General features: G+C 67.1%; 24 protein-coding genes and 1 pseudogene. 15 read left to right on the forward strand and 10 right to left on the reverse strand.

Going from position 1 to position 24,257, the window contains the following annotated elements:
• Window positions 1-54: 54 nt before the first annotated feature.
• Together ACFXKA_RS21445 and ACFXKA_RS21450 are read left to right on the forward strand one after the other, a co-directional pair.
• A complete protein-coding gene (locus ACFXKA_RS21445; RefSeq protein WP_379428578.1) occupies window positions 55-1,203 on the forward strand; it encodes an epoxide hydrolase family protein in 1,149 nt (382 codons plus the stop codon).
• A 56-nt stretch (window positions 1,204-1,259) separates the two neighbouring features.
• Window positions 1,260-1,913, forward strand: a complete 654-nt coding sequence (locus ACFXKA_RS21450; RefSeq protein ID WP_379428579.1) for a 1,4-alpha-glucan branching protein — start codon at window positions 1,260-1,262, stop codon at window positions 1,911-1,913.
• A gap of 53 nt (window positions 1,914-1,966) precedes the next feature.
• Here ACFXKA_RS21450 and ACFXKA_RS21455 read toward each other — a convergent pair whose 3' ends face one another.
• On the reverse strand, window positions 1,967-3,244 hold the full coding sequence (locus ACFXKA_RS21455) for a GH25 family lysozyme (RefSeq protein WP_379428580.1): 1,278 nt from the start codon (window positions 3,242-3,244) through the stop codon (window positions 1,967-1,969).
• 211 nt (window positions 3,245-3,455) lie between these two features.
• On the opposite strand from ACFXKA_RS21455, the gene ACFXKA_RS21460 reads away from it, so the two are divergent.
• From ACFXKA_RS21460 to ACFXKA_RS21475, 4 genes are all read left to right on the forward strand, one after another.
• Complete coding sequence (locus ACFXKA_RS21460) at window positions 3,456-4,625, forward strand: helix-turn-helix transcriptional regulator (protein ID WP_379428581.1); 1,170 nt, start codon at window positions 3,456-3,458, stop codon at window positions 4,623-4,625.
• Between the two features lie 20 nt (window positions 4,626-4,645).
• A complete protein-coding gene (locus ACFXKA_RS21465) occupies window positions 4,646-5,212 on the forward strand; it encodes a DUF308 domain-containing protein (protein WP_379428582.1) in 567 nt (188 codons plus the stop codon).
• A 225-nt stretch (window positions 5,213-5,437) separates the two neighbouring features.
• Window positions 5,438-6,094: a nitrate reductase molybdenum cofactor assembly chaperone gene (gene narJ, locus ACFXKA_RS21470; RefSeq protein ID WP_379428583.1), complete on the forward strand. Its 657-nt coding sequence runs from the start codon at window positions 5,438-5,440 to the stop codon at window positions 6,092-6,094.
• Window positions 6,095-6,247: 153 nt separating this feature from the next.
• Entirely contained in the window at window positions 6,248-7,120 is an 873-nt protein-coding gene (locus ACFXKA_RS21475; RefSeq protein WP_379428584.1) for an NAD(P)-dependent oxidoreductase, read from the forward strand.
• A 91-nt stretch (window positions 7,121-7,211) separates the two neighbouring features.
• On the opposite strand, the gene ACFXKA_RS21480 is transcribed toward ACFXKA_RS21475, so the two are convergent.
• The 5 genes and pseudogenes from ACFXKA_RS21480 to ACFXKA_RS21500 all read right to left on the reverse strand — a co-directional run.
• Window positions 7,212-8,051: an NAD(P)H-binding protein gene (locus ACFXKA_RS21480; protein WP_379428585.1), complete on the reverse strand. Its 840-nt coding sequence runs from the start codon at window positions 8,049-8,051 to the stop codon at window positions 7,212-7,214.
• 88 nt (window positions 8,052-8,139) lie between these two features.
• Complete coding sequence (locus tag ACFXKA_RS21485) at window positions 8,140-8,499, reverse strand: VOC family protein (protein WP_354832850.1); 360 nt, start codon at window positions 8,497-8,499, stop codon at window positions 8,140-8,142.
• A gap of 9 nt (window positions 8,500-8,508) precedes the next feature.
• Window positions 8,509-9,357 (reverse strand): alpha/beta hydrolase, encoded by an 849-nt coding sequence (locus ACFXKA_RS21490; RefSeq protein WP_379428586.1) that lies wholly within the window; start codon window positions 9,355-9,357, stop codon window positions 8,509-8,511.
• Between the two features lie 542 nt (window positions 9,358-9,899).
• Window positions 9,900-10,430, reverse strand: a complete 531-nt coding sequence (locus tag ACFXKA_RS21495; RefSeq protein WP_379428587.1) for a hypothetical protein — start codon at window positions 10,428-10,430, stop codon at window positions 9,900-9,902.
• A gap of 271 nt (window positions 10,431-10,701) precedes the next feature.
• Window positions 10,702-10,926, reverse strand: a pseudogene (locus ACFXKA_RS21500) (zinc finger domain-containing protein); the annotation flags it as partial.
• A 404-nt stretch (window positions 10,927-11,330) separates the two neighbouring features.
• On the opposite strand from ACFXKA_RS21500, the gene ACFXKA_RS21505 reads away from it, so the two are divergent.
• A complete protein-coding gene (locus tag ACFXKA_RS21505) occupies window positions 11,331-11,726 on the forward strand; it encodes a hypothetical protein (RefSeq protein WP_379428588.1) in 396 nt (131 codons plus the stop codon).
• Window positions 11,727-11,962: 236 nt separating this feature from the next.
• On the opposite strand, the gene ACFXKA_RS21510 is transcribed toward ACFXKA_RS21505, so the two are convergent.
• Window positions 11,963-12,259: a hypothetical protein gene (locus tag ACFXKA_RS21510; protein ID WP_379428589.1), complete on the reverse strand. Its 297-nt coding sequence runs from the start codon at window positions 12,257-12,259 to the stop codon at window positions 11,963-11,965.
• A 133-nt stretch (window positions 12,260-12,392) separates the two neighbouring features.
• Window positions 12,393-13,490 (reverse strand): amidohydrolase family protein, encoded by a 1,098-nt coding sequence (locus tag ACFXKA_RS21515; protein ID WP_379428590.1) that lies wholly within the window; start codon window positions 13,488-13,490, stop codon window positions 12,393-12,395.
• Between the two features lie 705 nt (window positions 13,491-14,195).
• Here ACFXKA_RS21515 and ACFXKA_RS21520 point away from each other — a divergent pair.
• Complete coding sequence (locus ACFXKA_RS21520) at window positions 14,196-14,426, forward strand: hypothetical protein (RefSeq protein WP_379428591.1); 231 nt, start codon at window positions 14,196-14,198, stop codon at window positions 14,424-14,426.
• Window positions 14,427-14,735: 309 nt separating this feature from the next.
• Here the strand turns inward: ACFXKA_RS21520 and ACFXKA_RS21525 are convergent, their stop codons facing one another.
• Window positions 14,736-17,135: an MMPL family transporter gene (locus tag ACFXKA_RS21525; protein WP_379428592.1), complete on the reverse strand. Its 2,400-nt coding sequence runs from the start codon at window positions 17,133-17,135 to the stop codon at window positions 14,736-14,738.
• A 382-nt stretch (window positions 17,136-17,517) separates the two neighbouring features.
• Here ACFXKA_RS21525 and ACFXKA_RS21530 point away from each other — a divergent pair, with 382 nt between their 5' ends.
• Entirely contained in the window at window positions 17,518-17,682 is a 165-nt protein-coding gene (locus ACFXKA_RS21530; RefSeq protein ID WP_379428593.1) for a hypothetical protein, read from the forward strand.
• Between the two features lie 74 nt (window positions 17,683-17,756).
• Here ACFXKA_RS21530 and ACFXKA_RS21535 read toward each other — a convergent pair whose 3' ends face one another.
• Complete coding sequence (locus tag ACFXKA_RS21535) at window positions 17,757-18,827, reverse strand: LacI family DNA-binding transcriptional regulator (protein WP_379428594.1); 1,071 nt, start codon at window positions 18,825-18,827, stop codon at window positions 17,757-17,759.
• Between the two features lie 154 nt (window positions 18,828-18,981).
• Here ACFXKA_RS21535 and ACFXKA_RS21540 point away from each other — a divergent pair, with 154 nt between their 5' ends.
• From ACFXKA_RS21540 to ACFXKA_RS21565, 6 genes are all read left to right on the forward strand, one after another.
• Window positions 18,982-20,289, forward strand: coding sequence for an arylsulfotransferase family protein (locus ACFXKA_RS21540; RefSeq protein ID WP_379428595.1), 1,308 nt, complete (start codon window positions 18,982-18,984; stop codon window positions 20,287-20,289).
• Window positions 20,286-21,149 carry an ABC transporter permease gene (locus tag ACFXKA_RS21545; RefSeq protein ID WP_379428596.1) on the forward strand — a complete coding sequence of 288 codons (864 nt, stop codon included), beginning with the start codon at window positions 20,286-20,288 and terminating at the stop codon, window positions 21,147-21,149. Before ACFXKA_RS21540 ends, ACFXKA_RS21545 begins: the two co-directional genes overlap by 4 nt.
• 2 nt (window positions 21,150-21,151) lie before the next feature.
• Complete coding sequence (locus tag ACFXKA_RS21550; protein ID WP_379428597.1) at window positions 21,152-21,910, forward strand: ABC transporter ATP-binding protein; 759 nt, start codon at window positions 21,152-21,154, stop codon at window positions 21,908-21,910.
• A 63-nt stretch (window positions 21,911-21,973) separates the two neighbouring features.
• Window positions 21,974-22,936 carry an ABC transporter substrate-binding protein gene (locus ACFXKA_RS21555; RefSeq protein ID WP_379428598.1) on the forward strand — a complete coding sequence of 321 codons (963 nt, stop codon included), beginning with the start codon at window positions 21,974-21,976 and terminating at the stop codon, window positions 22,934-22,936.
• 74 nt (window positions 22,937-23,010) lie between these two features.
• On the forward strand, window positions 23,011-23,493 hold the full coding sequence (locus tag ACFXKA_RS21560; protein WP_354832823.1) for an NUDIX hydrolase: 483 nt from the start codon (window positions 23,011-23,013) through the stop codon (window positions 23,491-23,493).
• A gap of 130 nt (window positions 23,494-23,623) precedes the next feature.
• Window positions 23,624-24,241 carry a carboxymuconolactone decarboxylase family protein gene (locus tag ACFXKA_RS21565; protein WP_379428599.1) on the forward strand — a complete coding sequence of 206 codons (618 nt, stop codon included), beginning with the start codon at window positions 23,624-23,626 and terminating at the stop codon, window positions 24,239-24,241.
• Window positions 24,242-24,257: the final 16 nt, after the last annotated feature.

Here is a 24,257-nt window from a genome sequence, read left to right on the forward strand (position 1 = left end):
ATCCGCTGACGGTATAGGACAGCATCTGACCTAGTCGGTTCCTACCGTGGACGCATGACGATTTTCGAGCCCTTCCGAATCGACATCCCGGCCACCGACATCGAGGATCTGCGGACCCGCCTGGCCCGCACCCGCTGGCCCGCGGACCTGCCCGGGGTGGGCTGGACCTACGGCATTCCGACGGCCTACGTGCGGGAGCTCTGCGAGTACTGGGGGAGCGGCTACGACTGGCGCGTCCACGAGGCCGAGCGCAATCGCCACCCGCAGTTCCTGACCGAAATCGATGGTCAGCGTATGCATTTCGTGCACGTCCGCTCGCCGGAGCCGCACGCGCTGCCGCTGGTGCTGGTCCACGGCTGGCCCTTCGAGGATTTCACCGGCATGATCGGCCCGCTCGCCGATCCGCGCGCCCACGGCGGCAATCCCGCAGACGCCTTCCACCTGGTCATCCCGACCCTGCCTGGCTTCGGATTCTCCGGTCCCACCCACCGGCCGGGGGACGCCTCGACCGAGCGCAGCGCGGAACTGATCACGAAGCTCATGGCCGCGCTGGGCTATGGGCGATACGGGGCGCACGGTGGCGACGCCGGATCCTTCATCGCACCGCAGATGGGCAGGATCGCGCCGCAGCACCTGGCCGGTGTCCACCTCAACGACCCGATCACGATCCCGGCCGGGGATATCGACCCGGCCGACCTCAGCGCCCGAGACCGGGAGAAGCTGGCCCGGTACCAGGACTGGAACCGGTTGGAGACATCCGGCTACGCGGGCATGCACTCCACGCGCCCGCAGACTCTCGCCCCGGCGATGTCCGATTCGCCCGCCGGGATGCTGGCGTGGGTCCTGGATGTGGTCAACACCTACAAGGATCCGGCGAAGCCGACACCCGATGCGGCGATCGACCGCGACCTGCTCCTCACCGATCTGTCGACGCTGTGGTTCACCGATACCGCCGGCTCCTCCATGCGGCTCTACAAGGAATCCCGGCAATGGGGTGCCGCACCGGCCGATTCCGGCGTTCCCACCGGTGTCGCGGTCTTCCCGGGTAGCAGCAGTATTCGCGGTGTCGCCGAGCGGCGGAACACGATCGTGCACTGGTCGGAATTCGATCGCGGCGGCCACTTCGCCGCGATGGAAGCCCCCGATCTGCTGACCGCCGATCTGCGTGACTTCTTCCGAAAGTTGCGCGGACCCAACGAATAACGCACCGCCGCAAGAAGTTCCGCCGCGATCCCGCCCATCTCTGGCAGGATGGCGGCATGGCCGAGATCCACAGGACGACCATGGTGCCCACCAAGCTGGAGTTGCTGTCGCGGTGGCTGCCCACCCGGCACTGGTACTCCGGCGCCGAGTCGCCGGTGCTGTCCAAGTCCGGCGGCTTCCGTCTCGACGATCCGGCCGGCGAGGTCGGCATCGAGTTCATGGTCGTCACCGACGCCTCGGGCGCGGAGCCGGTGGCGTATCTGATTCCCATGACCTACCGCGGTGCGCGGGCCGAGGACCTCGACCACGCGCTGATCGGCACCTCCGAACACGGTGTGCTGGGTCTGCGCTGGCTCTACGACGCCGCGCACGACCCGGTCTTCATCGAGCAGGCCGCTCTGCTGCTGAGCGGCAAGGCCACCGCCCAGGACCAGAGCACGAGCGACACCCCCGACCTGACCGTGCACGTGGTCCCCGGCGACATTCTCTGGCCCGCACCCGGATTCCGTCCGACGGTCATCGACACCGATACCCACACCGATATCGCCTTCGATTCCGACCGCTCGACCAACGCGGGCGCGGAGCTGATCCGCGTCCACCGCCGCCTCACCACCGGACCGGCGCTCGAGCGCGACCGCAGCCACGTCGACGCGCTGTGGTCGGACGTGGACGGCTCCCCGTCGCGTGGTGTCTTCCTGAGCGCTCCGTAGCCGCGGTCCGGCCGCTGACCTACCGTATGCGACCGGGCGGACCCGGCCGTGGCTCAGTCGTGTTCGATGTCCTTCTTGATCTCGCTGAGGGCGTCGACCGGAGTCAGGTTCTGGCCCTGGGCGTTCTGCCCGAGCTGGGGCCAGCCGTGGCCGTCCTGTCCGAGCAACTGGGCCCAGATGTCCCGCAGCATGCGGCGGTCGTCGTCGGTGAAGCTCATGTCGTCTCCTGTGAGTAGGGCGCGGAATTGGTCGGGGCTGCCGCGGAAGGCATCCACGTCCAGGGAGCGACCGGCTACCGAGCCGCTGTCGCTGAATTGGAACACCGTGACCTCGGCGCCGCCGTAGGGCTGCCAGCCGATGTCGTCGTCGCCCGGGTAGATGACCGAGGCGTAGCCGGAGCGGCCGTCGCCGTAATTCGAGGTCATCAGCGGCGGAATTCCGCTCAGGTCGGGTGAGCCCATCGTGCCTTCCCAGTACCAGTGCGGCAGGTACGAGAGGGCGACGTGCACACCACGATTCTCGATAGCGGTGCGCACGTCCTCGAACACGCCGATGTCGCCGGAGTTCAGCTCGTGGTCGAGCATGGCCGGGATGCTGTGATCACCGAGGTGATCGACGAACAGCGCGGCCTGGGCGTCGGCGTCGACATCGCCGCGCACGTAGTGATAGCCGACGAGGATCTTGCCGGCCGCCAGGGTGGCGTCGCGGAACGCGGGCCAGGAGTCGTCGGTGTAGTAGTCGCCCTCGCTGACCTTGGCGATGACGAACTCGAATCCCTCGGCGAAGACCTCCGTGAGGTCGAGCCCGTTCTGGTAATTCGAGATGTCGATGCCGAAAATCGTTGCGCTGGAAGTCATATCGGGTCCGTTCTGGTCGGGCGCGGGCGGTTCGACGGCGCCGGTCAGCATGGTGAGCGGGTCCAGGCGATCCGGGCCCGGCGGCACCCACGAGTACCGGTGCCACTCGAAGTGCAGGTGCGGGGGGACGCCGCCATTGGTGCCGGAATCGGGATTGACGTGGGCGATACGGTGCCCGGCCTCGACTCGGCTGCCCAGCTCGACCTCGCGGACGATGTGCCCGTAGACCGTGGTGCCCCCGCCGTCCGCCGCCGGATGGTCGACAACCAGCCAGCCCGCCGGATCCGGTCCGCCGAAACCCGTTGCGGCACCGGCGTACACGACCGTCCCGCCTTGCGACGCGTACACCGGCTCGCCCCCGCTGCCGCCGTCCTTGCCGAAGTCCACGCCCCAGTGGAAGCCGTCGTCGCGCGGCCCGAATCCCGAGGTGACCACCCGCCCGGCGCCCATGGGCCAATACCTGGTGAAAGCCATGAGTCTTCTCCCCCCTTGCGGTACAGCCGATCCGGTGCCCGTCCGTTTGCTGTGACCCGAGTAAAGCGGGATCGCCCGTCCGATTCCTCACCCGAACAGATGAATTTCCCTGTGATAACTCGCTGCGCCCGGCCGATAAACTGGTATCACCCTCGACCGGGGCTCGGCGGCCGGGACGTGATCGTTCTTGATGGGGGGCGGGACAATGGACATGGGGGAGACGGGTATCTCGCTCGCTCGCTTTTCCGAGCTGATCGCGGAGATCAACCGTGCGACAGGGCAGCCCGGCGCGTGGACACGCGCACTGCGAGCCATCACCGACAGCCTCGGCGGCCACCACGGCTGCCTCGTCACGGCACAGGGCGGGCGGCGGTACATGCTCGCGAGCACCACCGAGGGGCTGCGCGATAGCTACAACGAGCGCTACGGGCGCATCGATCCGTTCGCGGCCGTACTCGAATCCGCGCTCACCGCAACGGTGCTCACCGGTAGCGAGCTGATCCCACCGGATGGCGGGCGCCGGCATCCGTTCTGCACCGGCTGGGCCGCGCCACACGAGCTCGGGGACGGCGTGTTCGCGCGGCTGGCGACGCCGGGCTCCTGGATCGCCGTCTATCCGCGCGCGGACCGGAACCTGGACCGCGCCCTGGCCGAACGGGTGCTGAGGTTGTTCCTGCCGCACCTGGACCACGCCCTCGGCATCGCCGCGCGGCTGAGCGATGCCGTCATCGACCGGGATCTCGCCCTCAGCGTGCTGGACCGCCACCGGCACGGCCTGGCCCTGGTATCCGGTTGCGGCCGGGTCGATTACGCCAACCCGGCGGCGCTGGCGATATTGCGGGCCGGCGACGGTCTGCGCCTGAGCCCGCCGGCGCGCCTGCAATCGAGCGACCCCGCGGTGTCGAGTCGGCTGCGTCGCCTGCTGGCGGCGGCCGCGCAGACCGGCCCGTCGAATGCCGCGGCCCGCCTGCTCATTCCACGCGACGGCGGCCGGCTGCCGCTGACCGTGTCGATCCTGCCGCTCTGCCCGGGTTCGCAGGAGTCACCGCGCCGCGCGGCGCTGATGGTGATCGTCGATCCCGAACGCGAAGAGCCGGGCGGACGCGAAACCCTGCGCGAGCTCTACGGGCTGACCCGGGCCGAATCGCAGGTCGCCTTCGAGGTTCTGCGCGGCAGCGGGCTGGCATCGGTTGCCGAGGAGCTCTATATCTCGGTGAATACCGCACGCACCCACCTGCGCCAGGTGTTCGCCAAGACCGGCACCTGCCGGCAGGCCGAGCTCGTCCGCCTGCTGTCGTGCGTGCTCTCGGGTGCCGGGCAATTCGCCGACGGGCGACGCGCCGGTGCCGGCGAGATTGCAGACGTCCAGTTACCTGGGTAAATCGGTCATATCATTTAGGCATGCCCGCCAATCGGATCGAGGGGCGAACCGATGTATTCGCCGACTGGGCTTGGCAGTCGCTGGTCGTGACCGGCGGCTGCTCGGTGGTGCTGGGGGTGGTGATGGCGGTGTGGCCGGACAAATCGCAGACGGTGGCGGGGATTCTGTACGGGCTCACGCTGATGGCGTCGTCGGCGGTGCAGTTCGTCGTCGCGTTCGGGGCGCGGATCGCCACCGCGTTGAAGGTACTCGAGGTGGTGAGCGCGATCATCGCGCTGGTGCTGGCCGCCTGGGCGTTCACCAGCGGTGAGTGGGTTGCGTTGCTGTCCTTGTGGATTGGGATGGCCTGGGTGGTACGGGGCATCGTGCAAGCCATTGTGGGCGTGTGGTCGGAGCAGTTCGCGGGAGCGGGCCGGCTGGAGGTGGTCGGGCTGTTGACGCTGGCCGCCGGTGTGGTGGTCGGGGTGGTCCGGTTCGAGTCGCTGACATCGCTGTCGATCGTGGTGGGCCTGTTGACCATTGCCCTGGGTGTCTCGGAAATCCTGCTCGGCGTCCGGGTGGAACGCGAGGTCGTCGGAACCGCCTGACAATTGCCGTGGTCGAGTACCGGATCGCTCTCGCGTAACTGACCAGTCTGAAATTCGTCAATTGCCTAAAATTTGCCACCAGGTTCGGATTGTTCGTGTGCCCGGATAATCGATCGCGCGACGGATGCCGCCGCGACACGGTGAGAGGCAGGTCTGGATGGCGCGAGACAACGGCAGCGGTGTGGTGGACGAGGAGTTGACCGAGAAGCCGGGAAGGCATCGCAGATGAGCCGCAGGACCGCTCGACCCGAGCCCGGTGACGCCCAGCAGATCGCAGCCTGGCAGGTGCAGTCGCTGCTGCTCGGCTATCCCGACGAGGCGCTGCTCGACTCGCTGCCCATCCTGGCCCGGGCCGTTTCGACGCTGCCCGAGGCAGTGGGTGCACCTCTGCATCCGGTGCTGTCCTACCTCGACACCACGCAACCGCACACCGCGGCAGCCGAATACGTCGGCGCCTTCGATCATGGCAAGCGCTTCAGCCCGTACCTGACCTGGTTCCTCTACGGCGACACCCGCAAACGCGGCATGGCGCTGCTGCGGTTCGAGCAGGTCTACCGCAGCGCCGGGGTGGTGCTAGGCGACGACGAGCTGTCCGACCACCTGGCGGTGGTGCTCGAATTCGCCTCGGCGCATCCGGTTCCCGGGCAGCGGCTGCTCGACGAGCACCGCGCGGGCATCGAGGTCATGCGCCTGGCGCTGCGGGAGGCCGGCTCGCCCTGGACGGGTGTGCTCGATTCGGTCTCCGCGACCCTGCCCGCCCTGCAGGGCGCCGAGCGCGAGGCCATTGCCGCGCTCCTCGCTGCCGGACCGCCGGATGAGGACGACCCGGAGCCGTTCGCACCGCCTACCGACATGCCGGATTTCATCGGCGGTCGACGGTGACTCTGCGCAACTTCAGAATCCTCGGCGAATGGCAGCCGAAGTGCGGCTGGGAGCCGGGCGGCCACTGATTCGATCTCGTGTCTGGGCCAATGTGCCGAGTGCATGCCGAATTCCGTTCATCCGGAGACATCCGGGCTCGGTAGGGTTCGGCGGGTGGCGAAGATTGCGTTTCTGGGTGTCGGGCGTATGGGTGCGGGGATGGCGGGGCGGCTAATGGGTGCCGGGCACGAGGTGACGGTGTTCAATCGGACGCCGGAGAAGGCGAACGAACTCATCGGGGCTGGAGCGGCATTCGCGGCGACCCCTCGGGAGGCGGTGCGTGGCGCCGAGGCCGTTTTCGCCATGGTGGCCGACGATGACGCCTCGCGGGCGTCGTGGCTGGGCGCGGATGGCGCGCTGGCGGGGGAGTATGCGTCCGAGGCGTTCGCGGTGGAGTTTTCCACCATCTCCCGGCCGTGGGTGCTGGAGCTGGCGAAACATGCCGCAGCGCAAGGTCTTCGTTATCTCGACTCACCGGTGACCGGGCTGCCGGATGCGGCGGCTGCGGGGCGGCTGACGCTGTTCGTCGGTGCGGACGCTGCGCATCTGGACGCGGCGCGTCCACTGCTGGCGCCGCTGTGCACCGGCATCGTGCATTTCGGCGCGGTCGGGGCGGGCACGAGCTACAAGCTCATCCAGAATCTGCTGGGCTCCATCCAGATCGCCGCCACCGCCGAAGCGCTGCGCACCGCCGAACTCGCCGGACTCGACCTCGCCGTCGTCACCGACACCCTGTCGCGGGGTGGAGCGGCCAGCCCCACCGTCATCCGCATGTGCCAGGAGATGACGGCCGGCGTCCACGACCGCGATATCGCCTTCACGGCCGCGCTCCGACTGAAGGACACCCGGATCGGCGTGGAATTGGCCGATGCGGTCGGCACCCCGGCCGCCCTCGGCCACACCGCCGAGCAGATCTTCCAGCGCCTGGTCGACGCCGGGCACGGCGACCTCTCCGAAACCAAACTCATCGACCTGCTGCGTGACTGAACCCGATCCGCCACTACTGTGGCCGGTCGCGCGCCACACGCTGTTCCCGTGAGGTGATCCTGACGATCGAATGGCTGTCGCGCGCGGCCACCTATGTGTCCGTGCCGGCCTGGCGGAAAGCTTCGGCGTGAATTGTGGCCCACTGCCGGAAGGTTCGTGGTGCACGGCCGGTGACCTGCTCGACGGTGGGCCGCACGATCGACTCGTCGATCGCGCCGGCGACGTAGAAGTCGAAGAACGCGTCCACGTATTCGACGGGTGTGGATTTCAGCATGTCGGTGCGGGCGTCCTCGTCGCTCAGGCCGACGCATTCCAGGTCCCGGCCGAGCACGTCGCCGAGAATGGCGATCTGTTCGGCTGGCAGCAGGGATTCGGGCCCGGTGGGCCACAGGATTTCGCCCCGCAGTGCGGGGTCGGCAAAGGCGTGCGCGGCGACAGCGGCCAGATCGAAGGCGTCCAGGCTCGCGGTTCGCACGGTCGGGAACGGGACCCGCACGGTATCGCCCGCGCGGAGTTGCGGCAGCCAGCGCAGGGCATTGGAGTCGAATGCGCAGGGACGCACGATCGTCCATGCTGCGCCACAATCGGTGACCTCCTGTTCGGAGGCCATCATGTAGCGGGTGACCGCATTGCCGGTGTCACCGGTCGCCGCGGAGACGCCGGACAGTTGGACGATGTGTTCGACCCCGGCCTTGGCGGCTGCCTCCGCGACCCCGGGGTAGCCGGGAAGAAGGAACAACGCTCGGACTCCGGCCAGCGCGGCCGCTAGGGTGTCCGGCGCGGTCATGTCGCCTGCGACCGGCTCGACACCGGCGGGAAGGCCGGCCTTCACGGGATTGCGGACCACCGCCCGAACCGCTTCCGCGCCACCTGCCAGCACCTGCACGAGTTCGGCGCCGACATTGCCGGTCGCGCCCGTCACCAGAATCATGCCACGCCCTTCGCGTCCGGGCCGGGTACCGGCCGTTGGTTCAGGCTGTCACGAAAAGCGAACGGGCGCAAAGCATCCGAGAATGCAATCAGGGCAGATCGTAGGCGGTGGCGTGGCGGGGCTGATACAGTCCGATTTCCCCGGCGCCGGGCACCTTCAGCATGGTGAGCATGCCCCAGCCCGCATTGGTGACCTCCGAGGTGAATTCGACGCCCTTCGCGTGCAGGTCGTCCATGGCGGCTGCCAGGTCGTCGCACATGAGGTACAGCTCGGCGCGGCCGCTGTCCGGGGCGGCGGCGGGATGGACCGCGAGTTCGGCGGGCGGCGACTTGAAGATCAGCCATCCGTCGTGCGCGTCGACGTGGGCCAGGCCGAGGACGTCACGGAAGAAGGCCCGCGCCGCCTCGGCGTCCTCGGCATACAGGATGGTGTGTGCGCCGGTGATCATGCGCTGACGCTAACAGCGGCCGGCGCTTTCGGCCCGTAGGCGGGCGGTCATGGCGTCGGCCAGTTGCGCGGCGAATTCGGGTGCTTCGGTGCGCATTCCATTGTGGGCGCCGGGGAATTCGGTGACCTCGCGGCCGATCCGGCGGGCGATCTCCACGGCGGGGCGGTAGGGCAGGCAACCCCGCGTCTCGCGCCCGACCGCCAGGACCACCCGGTCGGCCACCGGGGCCAGCGCCTCGCAATCGGGCAGGTACGAGGTGAATTCCCGTAGTTCGTACTCCAGCATGAGCGGACCGTTGGCCGCCAGCCGCGACCACATCTCGGCGGCGCGCGGCGGCAGCTCGGCCGGTACGGGAGACGGCTTCATCGCATTGCCGATCCCGGCCAGGAAGCGTGCGCCCGCCGCGGCCGGACCCTCGGTGCGGAACAGTGTGTAGACCTCCTCGATCATGGCGCGCTGCTCGGCGGCATCGGGAAGCACCGCGAAGCACGGCGGTTCGTGCGCCACCAGGAGGCGTACCCGATCCGGATGCCGGGCCAGTAGATCCAGCCCGACGATCGCACCCGCACTGCCGCCGACCACGAACGCGGGCTCCTCGGTGAGATGGCCGAGCAGCCGGAACGCGTCATCACTCTGCACCTCGACTCGCTGTGTCTGCTGCGGCCCGTCCAGCACGCTGCGCGAATACCCGCGCGGATCCAGCGACACCACCGTGAACCGATCCTCGAGCACCTCGGCGATCGGATCGACCGAGGCCGCGTCCCCCCCGCCGCCAGGCAGGAACAGCACCAGCGGCCCACTGCCGCGCACCTCGTAGTAGAGGGACGCGCCGGGTACGCGCAACATCTCGGATCTCATTGCGGTATCTCCTCTTTCGAATTCGGACTGGATGGCAACCGCAGGCGGCGGCGCAACATCAACCTAGGCAGATGAGGGTAAAACCTAATGTACCTAGGTTTGAAGCGTTCGCCAAACGAGAGTGCCCAAGCCACCGCATACGGTGAGCAGGGGTAGCCGTAGCATTCGCCGAAAATCGGGCGGATATGACGTAGCGGCCTGCTGGGTACCGGTTTTCGCGCTCGGCATGCGCGTGGGGCTAGTTGGTGCTTGGCTGCCGATGATGATGTTGGTCGGCTGTGAGGACTGGCCGACGGTTGGTTTCTGGTTGTGCCCGTGGCGGTTTGGTGTGGTGGTGTCGTGCACCGGGTGCTGTGGAGTGTCAGCCGAGGGCTGTGGTCCACCGGTATCCTCCCGGAAAATCAACTCCCGTACGAAGGGGTGTTGAACGAGATGCGCTACCTGTGAACGGTCGACGCGGCGGTGCGCCGTGAAGGTGGACGCCCGCATTGGTCGGGTACGGACCCCGGGTCCGGACCCGACCAATGCCGAAACCCGTTCTCCTAGTGACTCGATCCTTGACTCGAGCCGCTGGTCAATGCGCCGAACAATCCGGAGAGCACGCTGCCACCCAGTGCGCTCGGCAGACCGTTGCTGGAGCCGGACGCGAAGCCGCTGGCCGACCCGGTCAGATATCCGCGACCTGGACCGGTGGTCGAGCCGGTAAAACCGTCGGGCGCATCGTTGTTCAGTTCGTCGAGACCACAGGCGGCGAGCCCGCCGCCGGACCCACTGGTCAGAGCACTGAGAATCCCGGCCGCCAACCCGGCGGCGGATCCAGCCTCCGGTCCACCAGAGGATCCCCCGAGGAACCCGGTCGCGGACCCGGTAACCGACCCGGTCGCAGCCGATTCGGCCCAGCCGCTGAGGAAACTCTGCAGACAGGCCTGGCCCGGCGGCAGCGCCACATCGGTCGTCGCATCGACCGGTGTCGCGCTGGGACCCTCCACCGTGAGCGGTTCGGCGGTGGCGGGTCCAGCCCCGACAGCGACGGCGAGGGCGAGGGAAGCGGTGATCAGAATGATGTATCGCATGGAAAAGCTGCTCTCGTGTGATTCACATCGAAACGACTACTGCTCGATTACCGTGCAGGACAGTCGATTTCGAGTACAAGCAATGATCCGTCCAGCGATCTCCTGGACGTGTGACCAATTTAGCCCCACGATCACAACTTCGCAGGGCGAATGTGAAACGGAGATGCATACCTCTAGTGACTTCTGCGGCAAGCGCCGCTCGGCGCCGAGGGCATGGAGCGATTCATGCTCCGCGTACCGGACCTGACGGGAAGAGGTTCAACAGGAGCAATCAGGCGGGCTGACAGGTGGGGCACCAGAACAGGTTTCGGGCGTCGAGGACCGAGTGGAGGACGGTGCTGCCGCACAGGCGGCAGGGGTCGCCGGCTCGGCGGTAGACGCAGGTGCGAGACTTGTCCTTGGCGTAGGCCGGTGCGCCGTGGTCGTCTTCAGGGCGGACCACGACGATCTTGCCGCGACGGACGCCGACCTACATGAGGTCGACCAGGTCGGCCCAAGATCGCTTGCCACTCTGGAACTTCAGCAATTGCGCGAGTACGCACACCAACTGGCCCAAGGGGATCCTTCCGGTCCTCTACATCCCGACAAATGATCTGCCGGGTCAGCAGGCACCAGCAGGCAGATCCTGCTGGTGCGCCCGAGGGCGGTGCTGTCGAGTGGAACCCAGCGCCTGACGATGTTCGGAAAAGATCGGTCGCCGGCGGCACGGGCCCGGGTCACGGTGTGGGCGTATAGGTGGCGCGTCAGGCCGCCGTCAGGTCGCTATCAGCGCGACCGGCGACAGTAGTCACATCGACACGGGCAACCCAGCCCGGCGGGCCACGAAAAGTCCACGCGGACAATCCAGCCCGCTCGTCCACCGAGCCGCTTCGCGCACCACACCACGAGGAGTCCACGACCATGAGCACCATCACCCTCACCGACCAGGACAAGATCACCCTGCGCACCGCCGCCTACGGCGCCGTCGCCCTGGTCGCCGCGGCAGGGGCCACCGGCGGCTCGCCGCACAAGGCCGCGACTCGCGGCTCGGTCGCCCTGTGCTCGGCCACCGGCACGGTCGGGCACGTCCTGTCCGAGAAGAAACGCGACGTCAACGTCTACGGCAAGTCCGTGGCCGCCCTCGCCAACCAGGTACTGCCCGCGCTGAGCGCCTCGATGCACCTGCTGGGGCAGCAGGACCCGGCCGAGGCCACCAACTTCGCCACCACCGTGACGGTCGCCATCGACGCCGCCGCCCAGCCCGGCCCTGCCACCGCCGAGATGACCCGCAAGATCACCGCCGCCCTCGCCGCCTGAGGCGAACAGCCACCCGGTCCGGTCACATCGAAGGCCCGCAGATCGCTTCTGCGGGCCTTCCGCGTGTTCGGAAAACGCGCCCACGAGCTCAGCCGCCGCTCCGGCGAGGAAATCCGCGCCATCCGCCTGCCGGGGCATCCCGAATGTCCGGACGACCGAGGGCGTTACGAAATTCATTGTCGCCCTTAGCGTTCGATCTACCAGAACCTTTGTGAGTTCGAGCCCTCGTTGATAAGCTACGCCCAACGATAGGGACGAACGCCGACATCCGCGGCAGGCTCGGCTATGGGTGATGGCAAGCTCATGGCCTGCTGCATCGCATTCCCGCGTTCCCTTGCGCCTGCGTCCAGCTGCCGCGTCAGCTGGCGGCGCGGCCGTTGTCCGGCATTGCTGGCGCCGATACCGACCAGGACGGCCATCGCAGAATCCATTCTCGCCGTGCTGCTTTCGACACCGAAGTAGGTCATCGCTCGCTCACACGCGGTGAGGTACCCGGCGGCGGCCAAAGACACGATGGCGGTCAATGTCACCATCGACGCCCCTCACTGGCCCCTGGTCATCCCCTCACGACTGACACCGGCGGTCCGCGTCGCCAGGGCCGACGACAGGTGCGGCTGGGCATGAACACCTGCTGACGAATTTCTCTAGGAAAGTTGCGCGGTCGTCTCAGGCCGGAAGTGCTTGCGCGGGAGCGTGTTCGGTGCCGCCGCACCAGATGGCGCGGATGGCGCGGGTGGCGGCGATGTCGGCGAGGGGGTCGGCGTCGAGCAGCACCAGATCCGCGCGCAGGCCCGGGGCGATGGCACCGCGGTCGCTCAGGCCGAAGTGCCGCGCCGGGGCGGCGGTGGCGGCGTGCAGGGCCGCCGCGGGTGAGAGTCCGGCGCGCACGAGCAGTTCCAGTTCGTGGTGCAGGCTCGCCCCGTGGGGCGGGTGGAAGGGGATGCCGGGCATCCGGTTGGCGTCGGTGCCGGCCAGGATCGGCACGCCGGCGGCGTGCAGGGCGCCCACGGTGGCCAGGGTGGCGTCGAAATACTTGCTGACGCTGTAGATTTCGGCGGCGCCTTCCATCATGGCGAGGGTGGGGACCACCTGGTGGCCGCCGGCGGCGAGGCGGTCGATGTCGGCGGCCGGGATGCGCGCGCCGATGGGGACATGGGTGAGGATGTCGACTCCGGCGTCGACGGCCATGGCGTACGCGCCAGGGGTGATGGTGTGGGCGACCACGGCGCGGCCGCACGCGTGGGCCGCACGGACGACCGCGGCGGCGGTCTCGGCGTCGGGGCCGCCTTCGCCGGGGGCTTCCAGGACCATCTTGATGTAGTCGCTGCCGTCGCGGACGCGCTGCGCCACCATGGTTTCCGCGTCGGCCGGGCCGGTGATGACCTCGACCTGCGCCATGCCCGGCACCTGGGCGTGCACGCCGGCCGAGGCGATGATCGGGACACCGGCGCCGCGCACGTCGGTCGTGGCGGTGCGCTCGCGCAGGGCCGCCATCAGCTCGCCCTGCAGCGACGCCATGTCCAGGGCGGTCGTGACGCCGTGGGCGGCATACGAATCCAGCGCGTCGAGGCTGTCGAGGTGGACGTGGGCGTCGATCAGGCCCGGGATGAGGATGGCGCCGCCGGCGTCGAGGGTCTGCGCGCCGGTGGCGTCGGTGCCGATCACAGTGCCGTCGATGACGACGGTGGCCGGTTCCCCCAGCCCGTGGCCGTCGAAGACGCGGACGTTCCGGATGGCCAGTTTGTTGTTCGTGTCTGCCCGCATCGACCCAATCTAGAACCCGTACTACACCCGGGCAAGATCGAATCGGCTGAACCACACAGGCTTTGGTGGCCGCGGGCGCGACTGATAGAGGCGTTCGGAAAACGATGGTCGACGAACGCTAGGGCTCGTGCTCGAATGCTGACCCATCCCGCCGGGTGATGGCGTTCGGAAACTCGTTCAGTTCGAAACCTGGCTGGGCTCCGATGTGCCGAAGCGGTCCCAAGTTTGGACCGGCCGTTACGAAATTCGGGCATGAGTCGATGGGGCCCGTGGGACCGAAGGTTGTTCTGAGCACTGGCGTTGACGTGCGTCCAGGCTGAGAGATACAGTTCGCGGCGGGTTGACCACAGGTGTGTCCAACTCGCCCCAAACCTCTTGGTGTGGGGCTTTTCTTCGTTTCCACACTCGAAGGCCTCCGACAACGTGTCGGGGGCCTTTCGTCGTTTGAGGAGGTATTGATGGACGGTGTCGTCTCTGCCAGCAGTGTGTGGGCGGTGTTCTGGTTCCAGTTGCCCGTGCTCGTGCTGGCGATCGCCGTCATCGTCGTAGGGCTGGCGGCCATTCGGAGAGCGCACCCCGACGACGTACCCCGCGTATTCGAAGCCTTCACCGCCTACTTGTCTCGACGGCCTGCTCCGACCTCGCGACGCCGGCCACGCCGTAGGCCGAAAGCGCCAGCCGACCAGACCTACCAGGAGGAACGCGATGGGACATCGAGGTGTGCGGCGTGACGGGGTGGGCGAGCACGCCATTCACGCATTGACATGGAAGGAAGCCGATGCCTTCCTCGGCGAGGCAATGGGAACAGGAACTACGGCCTTCCTCTATCAGCTCTCCGAACTGGTGGACATGGTCGAGCACGTTCACATCGGTGAAGCTTCCAGTGGTCGGATGCCCCACAAGCCCAGGGCGGGCCGCTCTGCTTCCGGGCTGTAGTGCTGGGTGTATTCGCCCAGGAGATCCGCGATGGCCTGGTCGTGACCAACGCTGAGCAACTCGGGGTCCCGGTAGAACTCGCCGAAAAAGCAACTGATATGGGCGTTAGTCCCGGTCAGCGGCGGTGGCTCGCTAACCCCGGAAGGGTTTACGTCACCTCGTACACGGCAAAATTTTCGGGTCCTATCTGCGGAAACACGTTGCCCCCGAAGCTGTCTCACGAACGAAGGCATCCCGACGGCCCTGATCAGGAGGTCATGGATCGAACTTCGTTGGAATTTTCGGCGAGTTCTACCAGGACCCCGTTCTTCAGGAATTCCTTGGGGCGGGCGTACCGGGTGTTGGGCGTCTCGGTAGGGCGGCGGTGGTGTCGTCGAGGCGGTCGGTCGGTGCCTCGCTGTTGATTCTGCGGGGACGGACTCTGCGGGACGACCGTGGCTCGGTGGCTGGTGTGCCGTCTGCCAGCAGTGCGATCTGTTCGGTGACGGGGTCGGTGATCGGGGTGGTTTTGACCAGGTCGATCATTTCGCCGCCGCCGGGAAGTTCGTCGTCGAGGATCGGTTCGCCGAGCCCAATCTTCTGTTGAATCTTCTTCATCCATTTCGGTGCCCACCAGCACTCGTCACCGAGCAGTTTCATGGTGGCCGGCACCAGCAGCATGCGCAGCACTGTGGCGTCGATGAACAAGGCCGAGACCATGCCGAAGGCGATGTACTGCATCATCACCAGATCGGAGAAGGCGAACGCGCCGGTGACGACGAGCAGGATGAGCGCGGCCGCGGTGATGATTCGCCCGGTTTGCGCGGTGCCGATGCGAACGGCTTCGGTGGTGCTCGCGCCGCGGGTGCGGGCTTCGACCATGCGGGAGAGTAGGAAGACCTCGTAGTCGATCGATAGGCCGTAGATGATCGCGATGATCAGCACGAGTACCGGTGAGGTGATCGGTTTTGCAGTGAAGTTGAGGAGCGACGCGCCGTGGCCGTCGATGAAGATCCAGGTCAGGATGCCGAGTGTGGAGCCGAGTCCGAGGGCGCTCATCAGGGCGGCTTTGATCGGCAGTACGACTGAGCCGAAGGTCAGGAACATCAGCAGCATCGTCATGGACACGACCAGCAGGATCATCCACGGTAGGCGCGACACCAATGTGTCGACGCTGTCGTATTGGATGGCGGGCTGGCCACCGACCAGTACTTGCGTGCCTTCGGGGACGTCCATCGAACGGAGATAGTCGATGGTCGGTCCGGCGTTGTTGCTGTCGGCGATCGCCGCGGAGGTTGTCCAGACGTTGGTGCCCTTGGGTGGGGTTTGGTCGATGGCGAAGGCGGCGCGTGGCGCGAGCCCGGGTGCCTGGTTGGCTTGGGAGATGATCGGGCCGACCTTGCTCGGGTTATCGGTGACGATGACCAATTCGATCGGGTAGGCCTTGCGCAGGGGGAAGGACCGGTCGAAGTCGGCTTGCGCGACTCGGGTCGGATTGTCGGGCGGTAGGTAGGTTTCGTCGAGTCCGCCGAAGGCCAGGTTCTTGACCGGGATGATCAGAAGCAGCAGCCCGATCGTCAGCGGGAGCATGACTTTGAGCGGATGACGCATGACCCATGCGGTGAGTCGACCCCAGAAGCCGTTGTCGGTTTCGTGGGCGGTCTTGGTCTTGCGCAGTCGTTTCCATCCCCATTTGTCCACGCGTGGGCCCAGTACCGACAGCATGGCGGGTAGCAGGGTGATCGCGGTGAGTGCCGCCAGCAGCACGGCCGCCATGGTCCCGTAGGCCACGGATTTCAGGAACCCCTGGGGGAACAGGAGCATGCCCGAGCTGGCGGCGATGATCATCGTGGCCGACGACGCCACGGTGCGCCCGGCGGTCATCACGGTGCGGCGCACCGCGGCGCGGGTGTCGTATCCCTCGGCGAGTTCCTCGCGGAAGCGGCTGACGATGAACAGGCCGTAGTCGATGGCCAGTCCGAAGCCGATCATCGAAACGACAGCGCTGACAAAGGAGTTCACGTCGGTGAACTTCGTGATCGTCATGACGATGCCGGTAGCGCCGACGATGGTGAGGCCGCCGACGATCAAGGGCAGCGAGGCCGCGACGATGCCACCGAAGATGACGAACAGCAGGATCGCCACCGCAGGCAACGCCAGTACTTCCATCCGGCGCTGGTCTTGGGCCATGGTGTCGAACAGTGCGCCCCCGATGGGCTGCAGGCCGGTGACCTGCACGGTGACGCCGTCGATGGCGAAGGCGTTCTTGACTTCTCGGAAGTGGCGCATGGTGGTCGTGTCGTCATCGCCTTTGATGGCGATCGAGGCGAAGGCGTGCCGCTTGTCGGGCGAGCCCATCAGTTTGGGTGCGTACTCGCCGGTGTCGGTCTTCCAGTAGGCGCCGTTGATTTTGCTGATCTGGTCGGGATGCTCGCGCGGTAACCGGTTGAGGTTGTCGACGATCTTCTGACTGAACTCGGGATCATCGATGCTGCCACCGTCTGCAGCGGTGTAGAGGACCAGAACATCGGAGAGATGGCTGCGTCCGTACGTGCGGTCCTTGAGTTGCGCGGCCTGGGCCGCTTGCGAGGTCGGATCATCCAATCCGCCCGGGCTGAGGTGGTCATCCAGCCCCAGCCCGTAGGCACCGAGAGCCAGCAGAGCACCCACGACGACACCGATGACAGCCCAGCGGAACCGATAGACCACGTGTCCCAAACGGGTGAACACCACAAATCTCCTTGTCTAAGCCACGCGCTGTCTCCATGGCTCAGCCCGAGCGGCTACAGACTTCGAGATTCGGTGCAAAGGGCGAAGACCAGGATGGCGATGCGATGAGCGCGATGCTGAACCGACTAGTCCTAGATCCGAGCGTGTTGGCCTTCGGCGCTGTGCCGGGCCCTCGAACGGAACGGCAGGCCACGCAATCGGATACCGGTACGACGAGGCACAGCGTGATGAGCAGAGTGCCGCGCCCCCCGGCGGCGGAATCTTCGCACCTGATCCACTGCAGACAACCGGCTCCCCCTCTTCGCCCGAAATGGCCTGTTGCGCAGCATGACAGCCCACTCGGGCGGCAACACTGCACGGGCCCCGACGCTACTGACCAGGCATGCCGAAGAACACCGCCGACATGCGCAAACCGACCATTTCTGTCCAGTTCATCAACGCTGCCACAGTGGTCTCTCAGAATCCGGACCGGATCGGCGCGCTCGCGGACATGGTCAGCGACCGGGCCGTACGCCGACGCGCCCTCATCACGCACAGCCGGACATGAAACCAGCAGCAGCCCAACGCCGCTGCCGATTTCACCCGACCGCCGCCAGAACAACCAGACCGCTCCGTAGACCGCTAAGGGCTACTTCTCGCACGACTATCCCTCACGGGCCGGTCCGGGGTGCAGCCGCAGGTCTCACCGATGCTGAGCTCCACTGCGATCGGCGCCGCGGGTGCGTCGGCGGACTGTGGATTGCCGGCGGCGTCGAGGACTCGGGACAGGGCCGTGCGCGCGATGTCGCCGATCGGCTGTTGCACGGTGGTGAGCATCAGTGGGGCATAGGCGTTCGCGGTGTCGGCGTCGTAGCCGACCAGGGCGACGTCCTGTGGGATGCGCAGGCCGGCGTCGGCGACCGCCCGCAGCGTCGCGGCCGCCTGGGCGTAGGTTCCGATCACCATCCCGTCCGGGGCGGGACGCTCGGCCAGATACCGGCGCACCGCACGATAGGCGCCCTCCGGGGTGAGATCGGTGGGAATCCGCTCTGCCGCAGTCGATCCCACGACGGACAGGTAGCCCTCGTAGCGTTGGGTCACCGTCTCACGGTCACCGTGCGCGACCTCGACCGCGGTGAATCCGCCTACGAAGACGATGTTTTCGCGGCGATGGGTCTGTGCGAGATGACCGGCGGCGAGCCGGCCCGCGTCCACATGGTCGGCGCCGATGACGGCGGTGTCGATGTGGTCCCGATTGTTGTGGACCCAGACGATCGGAATGCGGGCCTGCCGACACAGCTCGGCGGTGGCGCGGCCGTTGGCTCCACCGACCACGATCAGGCCCTCGATGCCGGAATCCGCGAACGCGGCGGCGAATTCGATCTCACGTTCGGGGTCGTATCCGGTGTTACCGATCAGGGTCAGATGGTCGCGCTCGCGCGCCTCGATCTCGATGCGCCCCACCAGGGTGCCGAACAGGGGCAGGCGCACATCGGGGACGAGCAGGCCGAGGTGCCGCCAGCGCCTTGGCCGGCGCAGCGCCCGCGCCGCACGGTCGGGCCGATAGTTGAGTTCGTCCAGCGCCGCGACGACCCGGGCACGCAAGGCGTCGGAAACCGGGCGCGGCCCGTCGTTGAGCACGTAGCTGACCACCGCGGTGGAGGTGCCCGCCCGCCGGGCCACATCGGCGAGGGTCGTGCGTTTGACAGTCACGTTCGTCCTACTCTCGTCGCTCGCGGGCCGGGCGGCCATGCTTGAAATCGTTCTGATTCTTACAGTCTGCGCACGCGCAACGTGCCACGCAAATCGATTAGATTCGTAACATCCACGACCTGATCGCTTAACAGCCGACTGATGGAGTGAATGCATGGCCTTCGTACGACTCACGGGCGTGACCCATTACGAACCGGATTCAGCACATGACAGCTACATCCTGTTCAGTGGCGCGGACTCGATCACCCGTCTCATCGATATGCACGGTGTGGTGCGTCACCAGTGGCCCTACGCCGGTGTGCCGCCCCGCATTCTCGACCCCGCACTGACCGGTGGGCGACTCGGCGACCTCGGTGTACAGCTGTCGCTCAGCGGCGACCCGCGTGGCGGCATCTACGCCAACGGCACTGTGGGGCAATTGAACTGGGACGGCGAGCAGGTCTGGGAATGGGGTGCGCAAGCTCCCGGGGGCGCGGCGCGCCAGAACCATGACTGGGAGTTGCTCGACAACGGAAACCGATTGCTGCTGGTCACCATTCCGCGGGTCGTCCCGTTGCTGGGTCCCGCCGTGGTCGGCGACCAGGGGCTGTACGAGATCGCCCCCGACGGGTCGATCGTGTGGGAATGGCGTGCGGGCGACCACCTCGATGAGCTCGGGTTCTCCGAGGCGGGGTGGAATGCGTTGCGCGAGACCGTCGCTCGCGACCCCGATGACCCCTGGGGAGTGCTGGAGATCAACAGCGCCAAGACACTCGGCCCCAACCGCTGGCACCGAGCCGACCCCGGCACGGTGTTCCAACCCGACAACATCCTGATCAGCAGCCGCAAGGCGAATGTGATCGCGCTGATCGACAAGACCACCAAATCCATTGTGTGGAAACTCGGTCCGTACTTCACCGCCGAGGCCGGGGCGCAACATCAGCGGATCAATGCGCACAAGGTGCCCCGGCCGCTCGATCAGATCTCCGGGCAGCACAATCCCCACCTCATCGCCGACGGCCTGCCCGGAGCCGGCAATATCCTCGTCTTCGACAATCAGGGCGGCGCCGGGTTTCCGCCCGCGCCCCTCGGCATCTACGCGGGATCGCGGGTCCTCGAGATCGATCCGTCGACCGAGCAGATCGTCTGGCAGTACACCGCCGAGGACTCGGGACTGCCGTCGTGGACCTTCTTCAGCTCGTTCGTCAGCAATGCCCAGCGCTTGCCGAACGGCAACACGCTCATCACCGAGGGCATGAACGGGCGCATCTTCCAGGTGACGCCGGACGGTCAGGTGGTGTGGGAGTACCTGTCGCCGTACGAAGGTCACGGCGTCGCCGGTGAGCCGGAGGTGCACGAACCCCGGGTGCCCGGCGTGGATCGGCTCAGCCGCACCCGGCTGGTCTATCGAGCCCAGGCGGTGCCGTTCGACTGGGTGCCCCTCGGCACTCCGGTCGCACACTCAGGAGGACGAATCCCATGACATCGAGTCTGCAAACCACTGCGGTGAGCATTCGGTCACCGCGGGCCGGCACCACCGCGGACGAACGGCCGCGGAGAATACGGCCGTTCGCGCGCCTCGGACCGCATTGGAGGAAGGCCGGGGGCACCGCGGCCGGAATCGGTCTCGCCGCACTCGTCTGGTCCGTGGTGGCGGCCACCGGAATCTTTCCGCGCCAGCTGTTTCCGACCGTGGCGCAGATTCTGCACGCCGGACAAACGCTGTGGGCCGATGACCTGTTGATCTCCGATGTCGCGGCGAGTCTGCGGCGGGCACTGTTCGGGCTGGCCGTCGGTGCGGTCGCGGGCGTCGTCGCGGCGATCGTCACCGCGAACACCCGAACCGGGCGTGGGCTCCTGCAGCCGGTGCTCCGTTTGCTCGCACCGGTCCCGACCATCGGTATGGTGCCGCTCGCGATTCTGTGGTTCGGCATCGGCGAGAACAGCAAGATTCTGGTCATCGCGCTCGGCGTTTTCGTTCCGGTCTGGATCAGCAGTCATTCCGGATTCGCGGGCACCCCGGCCGACTATCTGCAGGCCGCCCGCTGCCTGGGCGCGGGTCGCTGGCAGACGCTGGTGCGGGTCATCGTCCCAGAGGCGGTGCCCGATGTGGTGGCCGGCGTACGGGTCGGCGCCGCAATGGCATTCGTGCTGATCGTGGTCTCCGAGATGACAGGCACCACCGCCGGGATCGGCTATCGCATCTATCAGGCACAGCTGTTCTCGCAGGCCGACCGGCTGATCTTCTGCCTGCTGGTGCTCGGGGTGCTCGGCTCGGTCTGCGATCTGCTCATCGCCGCGAGCACCGCGCCGATCCAGCGCTGGGCGCGGGAGGTGAACTGACCATGGCCATCGCCACCCGAGACCTGACGGTGCACTTCCCGAACGCCGCGCACCCCACGCTCGGCGGGATCGATCTGACCGTGCCGGACGGTTCGTTCACTGTCCTGGTAGGGGCATCCGGGAGCGGGAAATCGACGCTGCTGCACTGCCTCGCAGGGCTCATCACCCCGACATCGGGCACGGTCACCGACAACGGCGCACCGGTGCTCGCGCCCGACCCGCGCCGCGGCGTCGCATTCCAGCGTGACGTGTTGTTTCCGTGGCTGAGTGTCGCGGGCAATATCGACTTCGCCTTACGGGCACACGGGGTTCCGGCCCGGCTGCGCCGCAGCCGGATCGACGAGCTGATCGGCCTGGTCGAACTGCCCGGTGAGGTCCGCGGCAAACGACCCACGCAGCTCTCCGGCGGAATGCGCCAGCGTGTCGGGATCGCGCGCATGCTCGCCGGTGAACCCGACATCATGCTGATGGACGAGCCCTTCGCCGCACTCGACGCGCTCACCCGGCTGAAGATGCAGGACCTGCTCATCGACCTGTGGAATCGGCTGCGCCGCACCATCGTCTTCGTCACCCACGACGTGGACGAGGCAATTCGGTTGTCCGACACCATCAATGTGCTCGGCGGCGGCCGGATCACCAACCGGATCCCCAATCCGCTCCCGCGACCCCGCCCCGCCGATGCCCTCGCCGATCAGCCCGGCTACAGCGAGCTGCGGCGCATCCTCCACCACGAACTCGGTGTCGAGAGCGTGACGGCGTAGACCGGACCTGTTGCCGGCCAAGCGATTCAGCCCAATCCGTGACATACGAAAAGAAGATCAGCCGTGAAGAAACTCATCCGCCCGCTGACGGCCGCCGTCGCACTCCTCGCTCTGCTCGGACCGCTCACCGCCTGCGGCACAGCCGACAATTCCGACCCGAAGACGCTCACCGTGGGATTCGTGGTCGACCCGTCGTGGGCCCAGATCCCGGTGGCCCAACAGTCCGGGTACTTCGCGAACCACGACGTGAAGGTCAAGGTCGTCAACTTCTCGACCGGAGTGGAGGCGTTGCAGGCGCTCGCGGCCCACCAGCTCGACATCGCGACCGCCGCCGATGTTCCGGCCGCGGCCACCTTGACCCGCTCGCCGGCACTGCGCGTCGTGGGCGACGGATCCCGGTGGCAGGGTTCCCGCATCGTGGCCCGGCGCAGCGCCGGCATCACCTCCCTCGACAACCTCGCCGGGCATTCGATCGGCACGCCGCTGGGCACCAGCGCCGCCTTCTTCGCCTCGGATGTGCTCTCGCAGAACAAGATTTCGGCGAATCTCGTTCAGGTGGCGCCGTCCGCGACGGTCACCGCTGCCACGCAGCACAATGTCGACGCCGTCTCGATCTTCCAGCCCTACCAGGCCCAGGTGGCTCAGGCGCTCGGCGACGACGCGGTCCAGCTCGCCGGTGGGAGCTACAACCAGCACAGCCTGTACCTCGCGAGCGATACCGCGATCTCGGCGAAATCGGCGGCGTTGACCGCCTTCTTCGCCGCGTTGAACGACGCCGGAGCGCAGCTGACCGCGCGATCCGACGCCGCGGTGTCCGCGGTCTCCACCGCCACCCAGTTGTCCCCGGACCTCATCCGGAAGATCCTCCCGGAGTTCGACTATGCCCTGCAGTTGCGACCGGACCTCGCCGATACCCTCGGCGCGCTCGCGAGCTGGGCGAAAGAACAGGGGTCGGTCGATCGAGCGACCGCGCTACCCGACTACCGGACGCTTCTCGACGCCACCTTCGTGAGCCACGGGAACTGACTCGTTCCGCCAGTCCGCAGCCCGCTCGGTCAAGCTCGACCGAGGCCGGATGGTGCCGGTTACTGTTGTGCCGCATGGGTTCTGAACTGAACGACTATGTCGCCGGACTGCCGCGCAAGCGCATGGGTGCGGGCGCGCTGTTCGTCGACGAGCAGGATCGGGTGCTGCTGGTCGAACCGACCTACAAGCCGTACTGGGAGGTGCCCGGCGGGGTCGTCGAGGCCGGTGAATCGCCCTACCGTGCGGCTGTGCGGGAGATCCGCGAGGAGCTGGGGCTGAGTGTGCCGATCGGGCGGCTGCTGGCGGTCGACTGGGTGCCCGCCGGTCTGTATCCCGACGACGGGGTGATGATGGTGTACGACGGCGGGCTGCTGGCCGCCGAGCAGGTCGACGCGATAACCCTTCCGGCGGACGAACTTCGGAGCTGGGCGTGGTGTGACACCGAGACGGCGACGCGGCTGCTGCCCGCGGTGCTGGCCCGGCGCGTGGCGGGAGCGCACCGGGCCAGGACGGCCGGGATCACGGTCTATCTGGAGGATGGCTTCGAGATCGGTTGACGCTCGATCGGGGCGCGGCCAGGCCCCGGAGGGTTCGCCCGGTCACGGGGCAATATCTACTACGTCTCGTCGTTTTCGGCCTAGGATGTCTTCAAGGGAGCATCCGCGAACGCGAAGGGGAGTGGAGCGCATGCGAGCAATCACCCGAATCCTGAACTACGTCAAGGCGATGCGGCGGGCTCGCCGTAATCGGACAGATCTCCTCGGCTGGCTCATCCGGCGGCCACAGCTGCTGGTCAGCACCATGATCCAGGAGACGATGCTGCTGTTCTCCAACCGGGTCGACCCGCATCTGAAGGACCTGGCCGAGCTGAAGGCCGCCGCTCTGGTGAACTGCCAGTTCTGCCTCGACATCGGTTCGACGCTGGCCCACTACGGCGGACTCACCGAAGCCCAGGTCACCGAGCTGCCGAAGTATCGGGACAGCGACGCGTACAGCGGTCTGGAGAAACTCGTCCTCTCCTACGCCGAGGCCATGACGCTCACGCCGACCTCACTCGATCTGAGTGAGATTCGGGCCCAGCTGTTGACCCACCTGAGCAAGGCCCAGCTCGCCGAACTGGCCGCGGCCATCGCCTGGGAAGAACCAGCGTGCCCGTGTCAACCAGGCACTCGGCGTGCGCCCGGCCGGGATGGCCGAGGGCATGACCTGTGCGCTGCCCGAACCCCGCCAGGCGGGCTGACACCTTCAGGTTCACACCTTTTCCATTCGCGCAGCAATGAATTCGGCGCGGTCGTACCGTCATAGCCGGTGTCCATGTACT

It is taken from the genome of Nocardia sp. NPDC059228, assembly GCF_042754245.1.
Lineage (GTDB): Bacteria > Actinomycetota > Actinomycetes > Mycobacteriales > Mycobacteriaceae > Nocardia.

What these genes read in the sequence shown, in the direction of transcription:
- ACFXKA_RS21490 (WP_379428586.1), bottom strand. Translation starts at nt 9,357, where the DNA reads ATGAGATCCGAGATGTTGCGCGTACCCGGCGCGTCCCTCTACTACGAG.
- ACFXKA_RS21550 (WP_379428597.1), top strand. Translation starts at nt 21,152, where the DNA reads ATGGCCATCGCCACCCGAGACCTGACGGTGCACTTCCCGAACGCCGCG.
- ACFXKA_RS21485 (WP_354832850.1), bottom strand. Translation starts at nt 8,499, where the DNA reads ATGATCACCGGCGCACACACCATCCTGTATGCCGAGGACGCCGAGGCG.
- ACFXKA_RS21460 (WP_379428581.1), top strand. Translation starts at nt 3,456, where the DNA reads ATGGGGGAGACGGGTATCTCGCTCGCTCGCTTTTCCGAGCTGATCGCG.
- ACFXKA_RS21505 (WP_379428588.1), top strand. Translation starts at nt 11,331, where the DNA reads ATGAGCACCATCACCCTCACCGACCAGGACAAGATCACCCTGCGCACC.
- ACFXKA_RS21465 (WP_379428582.1), top strand. Translation starts at nt 4,646, where the DNA reads ATGCCCGCCAATCGGATCGAGGGGCGAACCGATGTATTCGCCGACTGG.
- ACFXKA_RS21565 (WP_379428599.1), top strand. Translation starts at nt 23,624, where the DNA reads ATGCGAGCAATCACCCGAATCCTGAACTACGTCAAGGCGATGCGGCGG.
- ACFXKA_RS21450 (WP_379428579.1), top strand. Translation starts at nt 1,260, where the DNA reads ATGGCCGAGATCCACAGGACGACCATGGTGCCCACCAAGCTGGAGTTG.
- ACFXKA_RS21480 (WP_379428585.1), bottom strand. Translation starts at nt 8,051, where the DNA reads ATGATTCTGGTGACGGGCGCGACCGGCAATGTCGGCGCCGAACTCGTG.
- narJ (WP_379428583.1), top strand. Translation starts at nt 5,438, where the DNA reads ATGAGCCGCAGGACCGCTCGACCCGAGCCCGGTGACGCCCAGCAGATC.
- ACFXKA_RS21560 (WP_354832823.1), top strand. Translation starts at nt 23,011, where the DNA reads ATGGGTTCTGAACTGAACGACTATGTCGCCGGACTGCCGCGCAAGCGC.
- ACFXKA_RS21510 (WP_379428589.1), bottom strand. Translation starts at nt 12,259, where the DNA reads ATGGTGACATTGACCGCCATCGTGTCTTTGGCCGCCGCCGGGTACCTC.
- ACFXKA_RS21530 (WP_379428593.1), top strand. Translation starts at nt 17,518, where the DNA reads ATGCCGAAGAACACCGCCGACATGCGCAAACCGACCATTTCTGTCCAG.
- ACFXKA_RS21515 (WP_379428590.1), bottom strand. Translation starts at nt 13,490, where the DNA reads ATGCGGGCAGACACGAACAACAAACTGGCCATCCGGAACGTCCGCGTC.
- ACFXKA_RS21495 (WP_379428587.1), bottom strand. Translation starts at nt 10,430, where the DNA reads ATGCGATACATCATTCTGATCACCGCTTCCCTCGCCCTCGCCGTCGCT.
- ACFXKA_RS21445 (WP_379428578.1), top strand. Translation starts at nt 55, where the DNA reads ATGACGATTTTCGAGCCCTTCCGAATCGACATCCCGGCCACCGACATC.
- ACFXKA_RS21455 (WP_379428580.1), bottom strand. Translation starts at nt 3,244, where the DNA reads ATGGCTTTCACCAGGTATTGGCCCATGGGCGCCGGGCGGGTGGTCACC.
- ACFXKA_RS21520 (WP_379428591.1), top strand. Translation starts at nt 14,196, where the DNA reads ATGGGACATCGAGGTGTGCGGCGTGACGGGGTGGGCGAGCACGCCATT.
- ACFXKA_RS21545 (WP_379428596.1), top strand. Translation starts at nt 20,286, where the DNA reads ATGACATCGAGTCTGCAAACCACTGCGGTGAGCATTCGGTCACCGCGG.
- ACFXKA_RS21540 (WP_379428595.1), top strand. Translation starts at nt 18,982, where the DNA reads ATGGCCTTCGTACGACTCACGGGCGTGACCCATTACGAACCGGATTCA.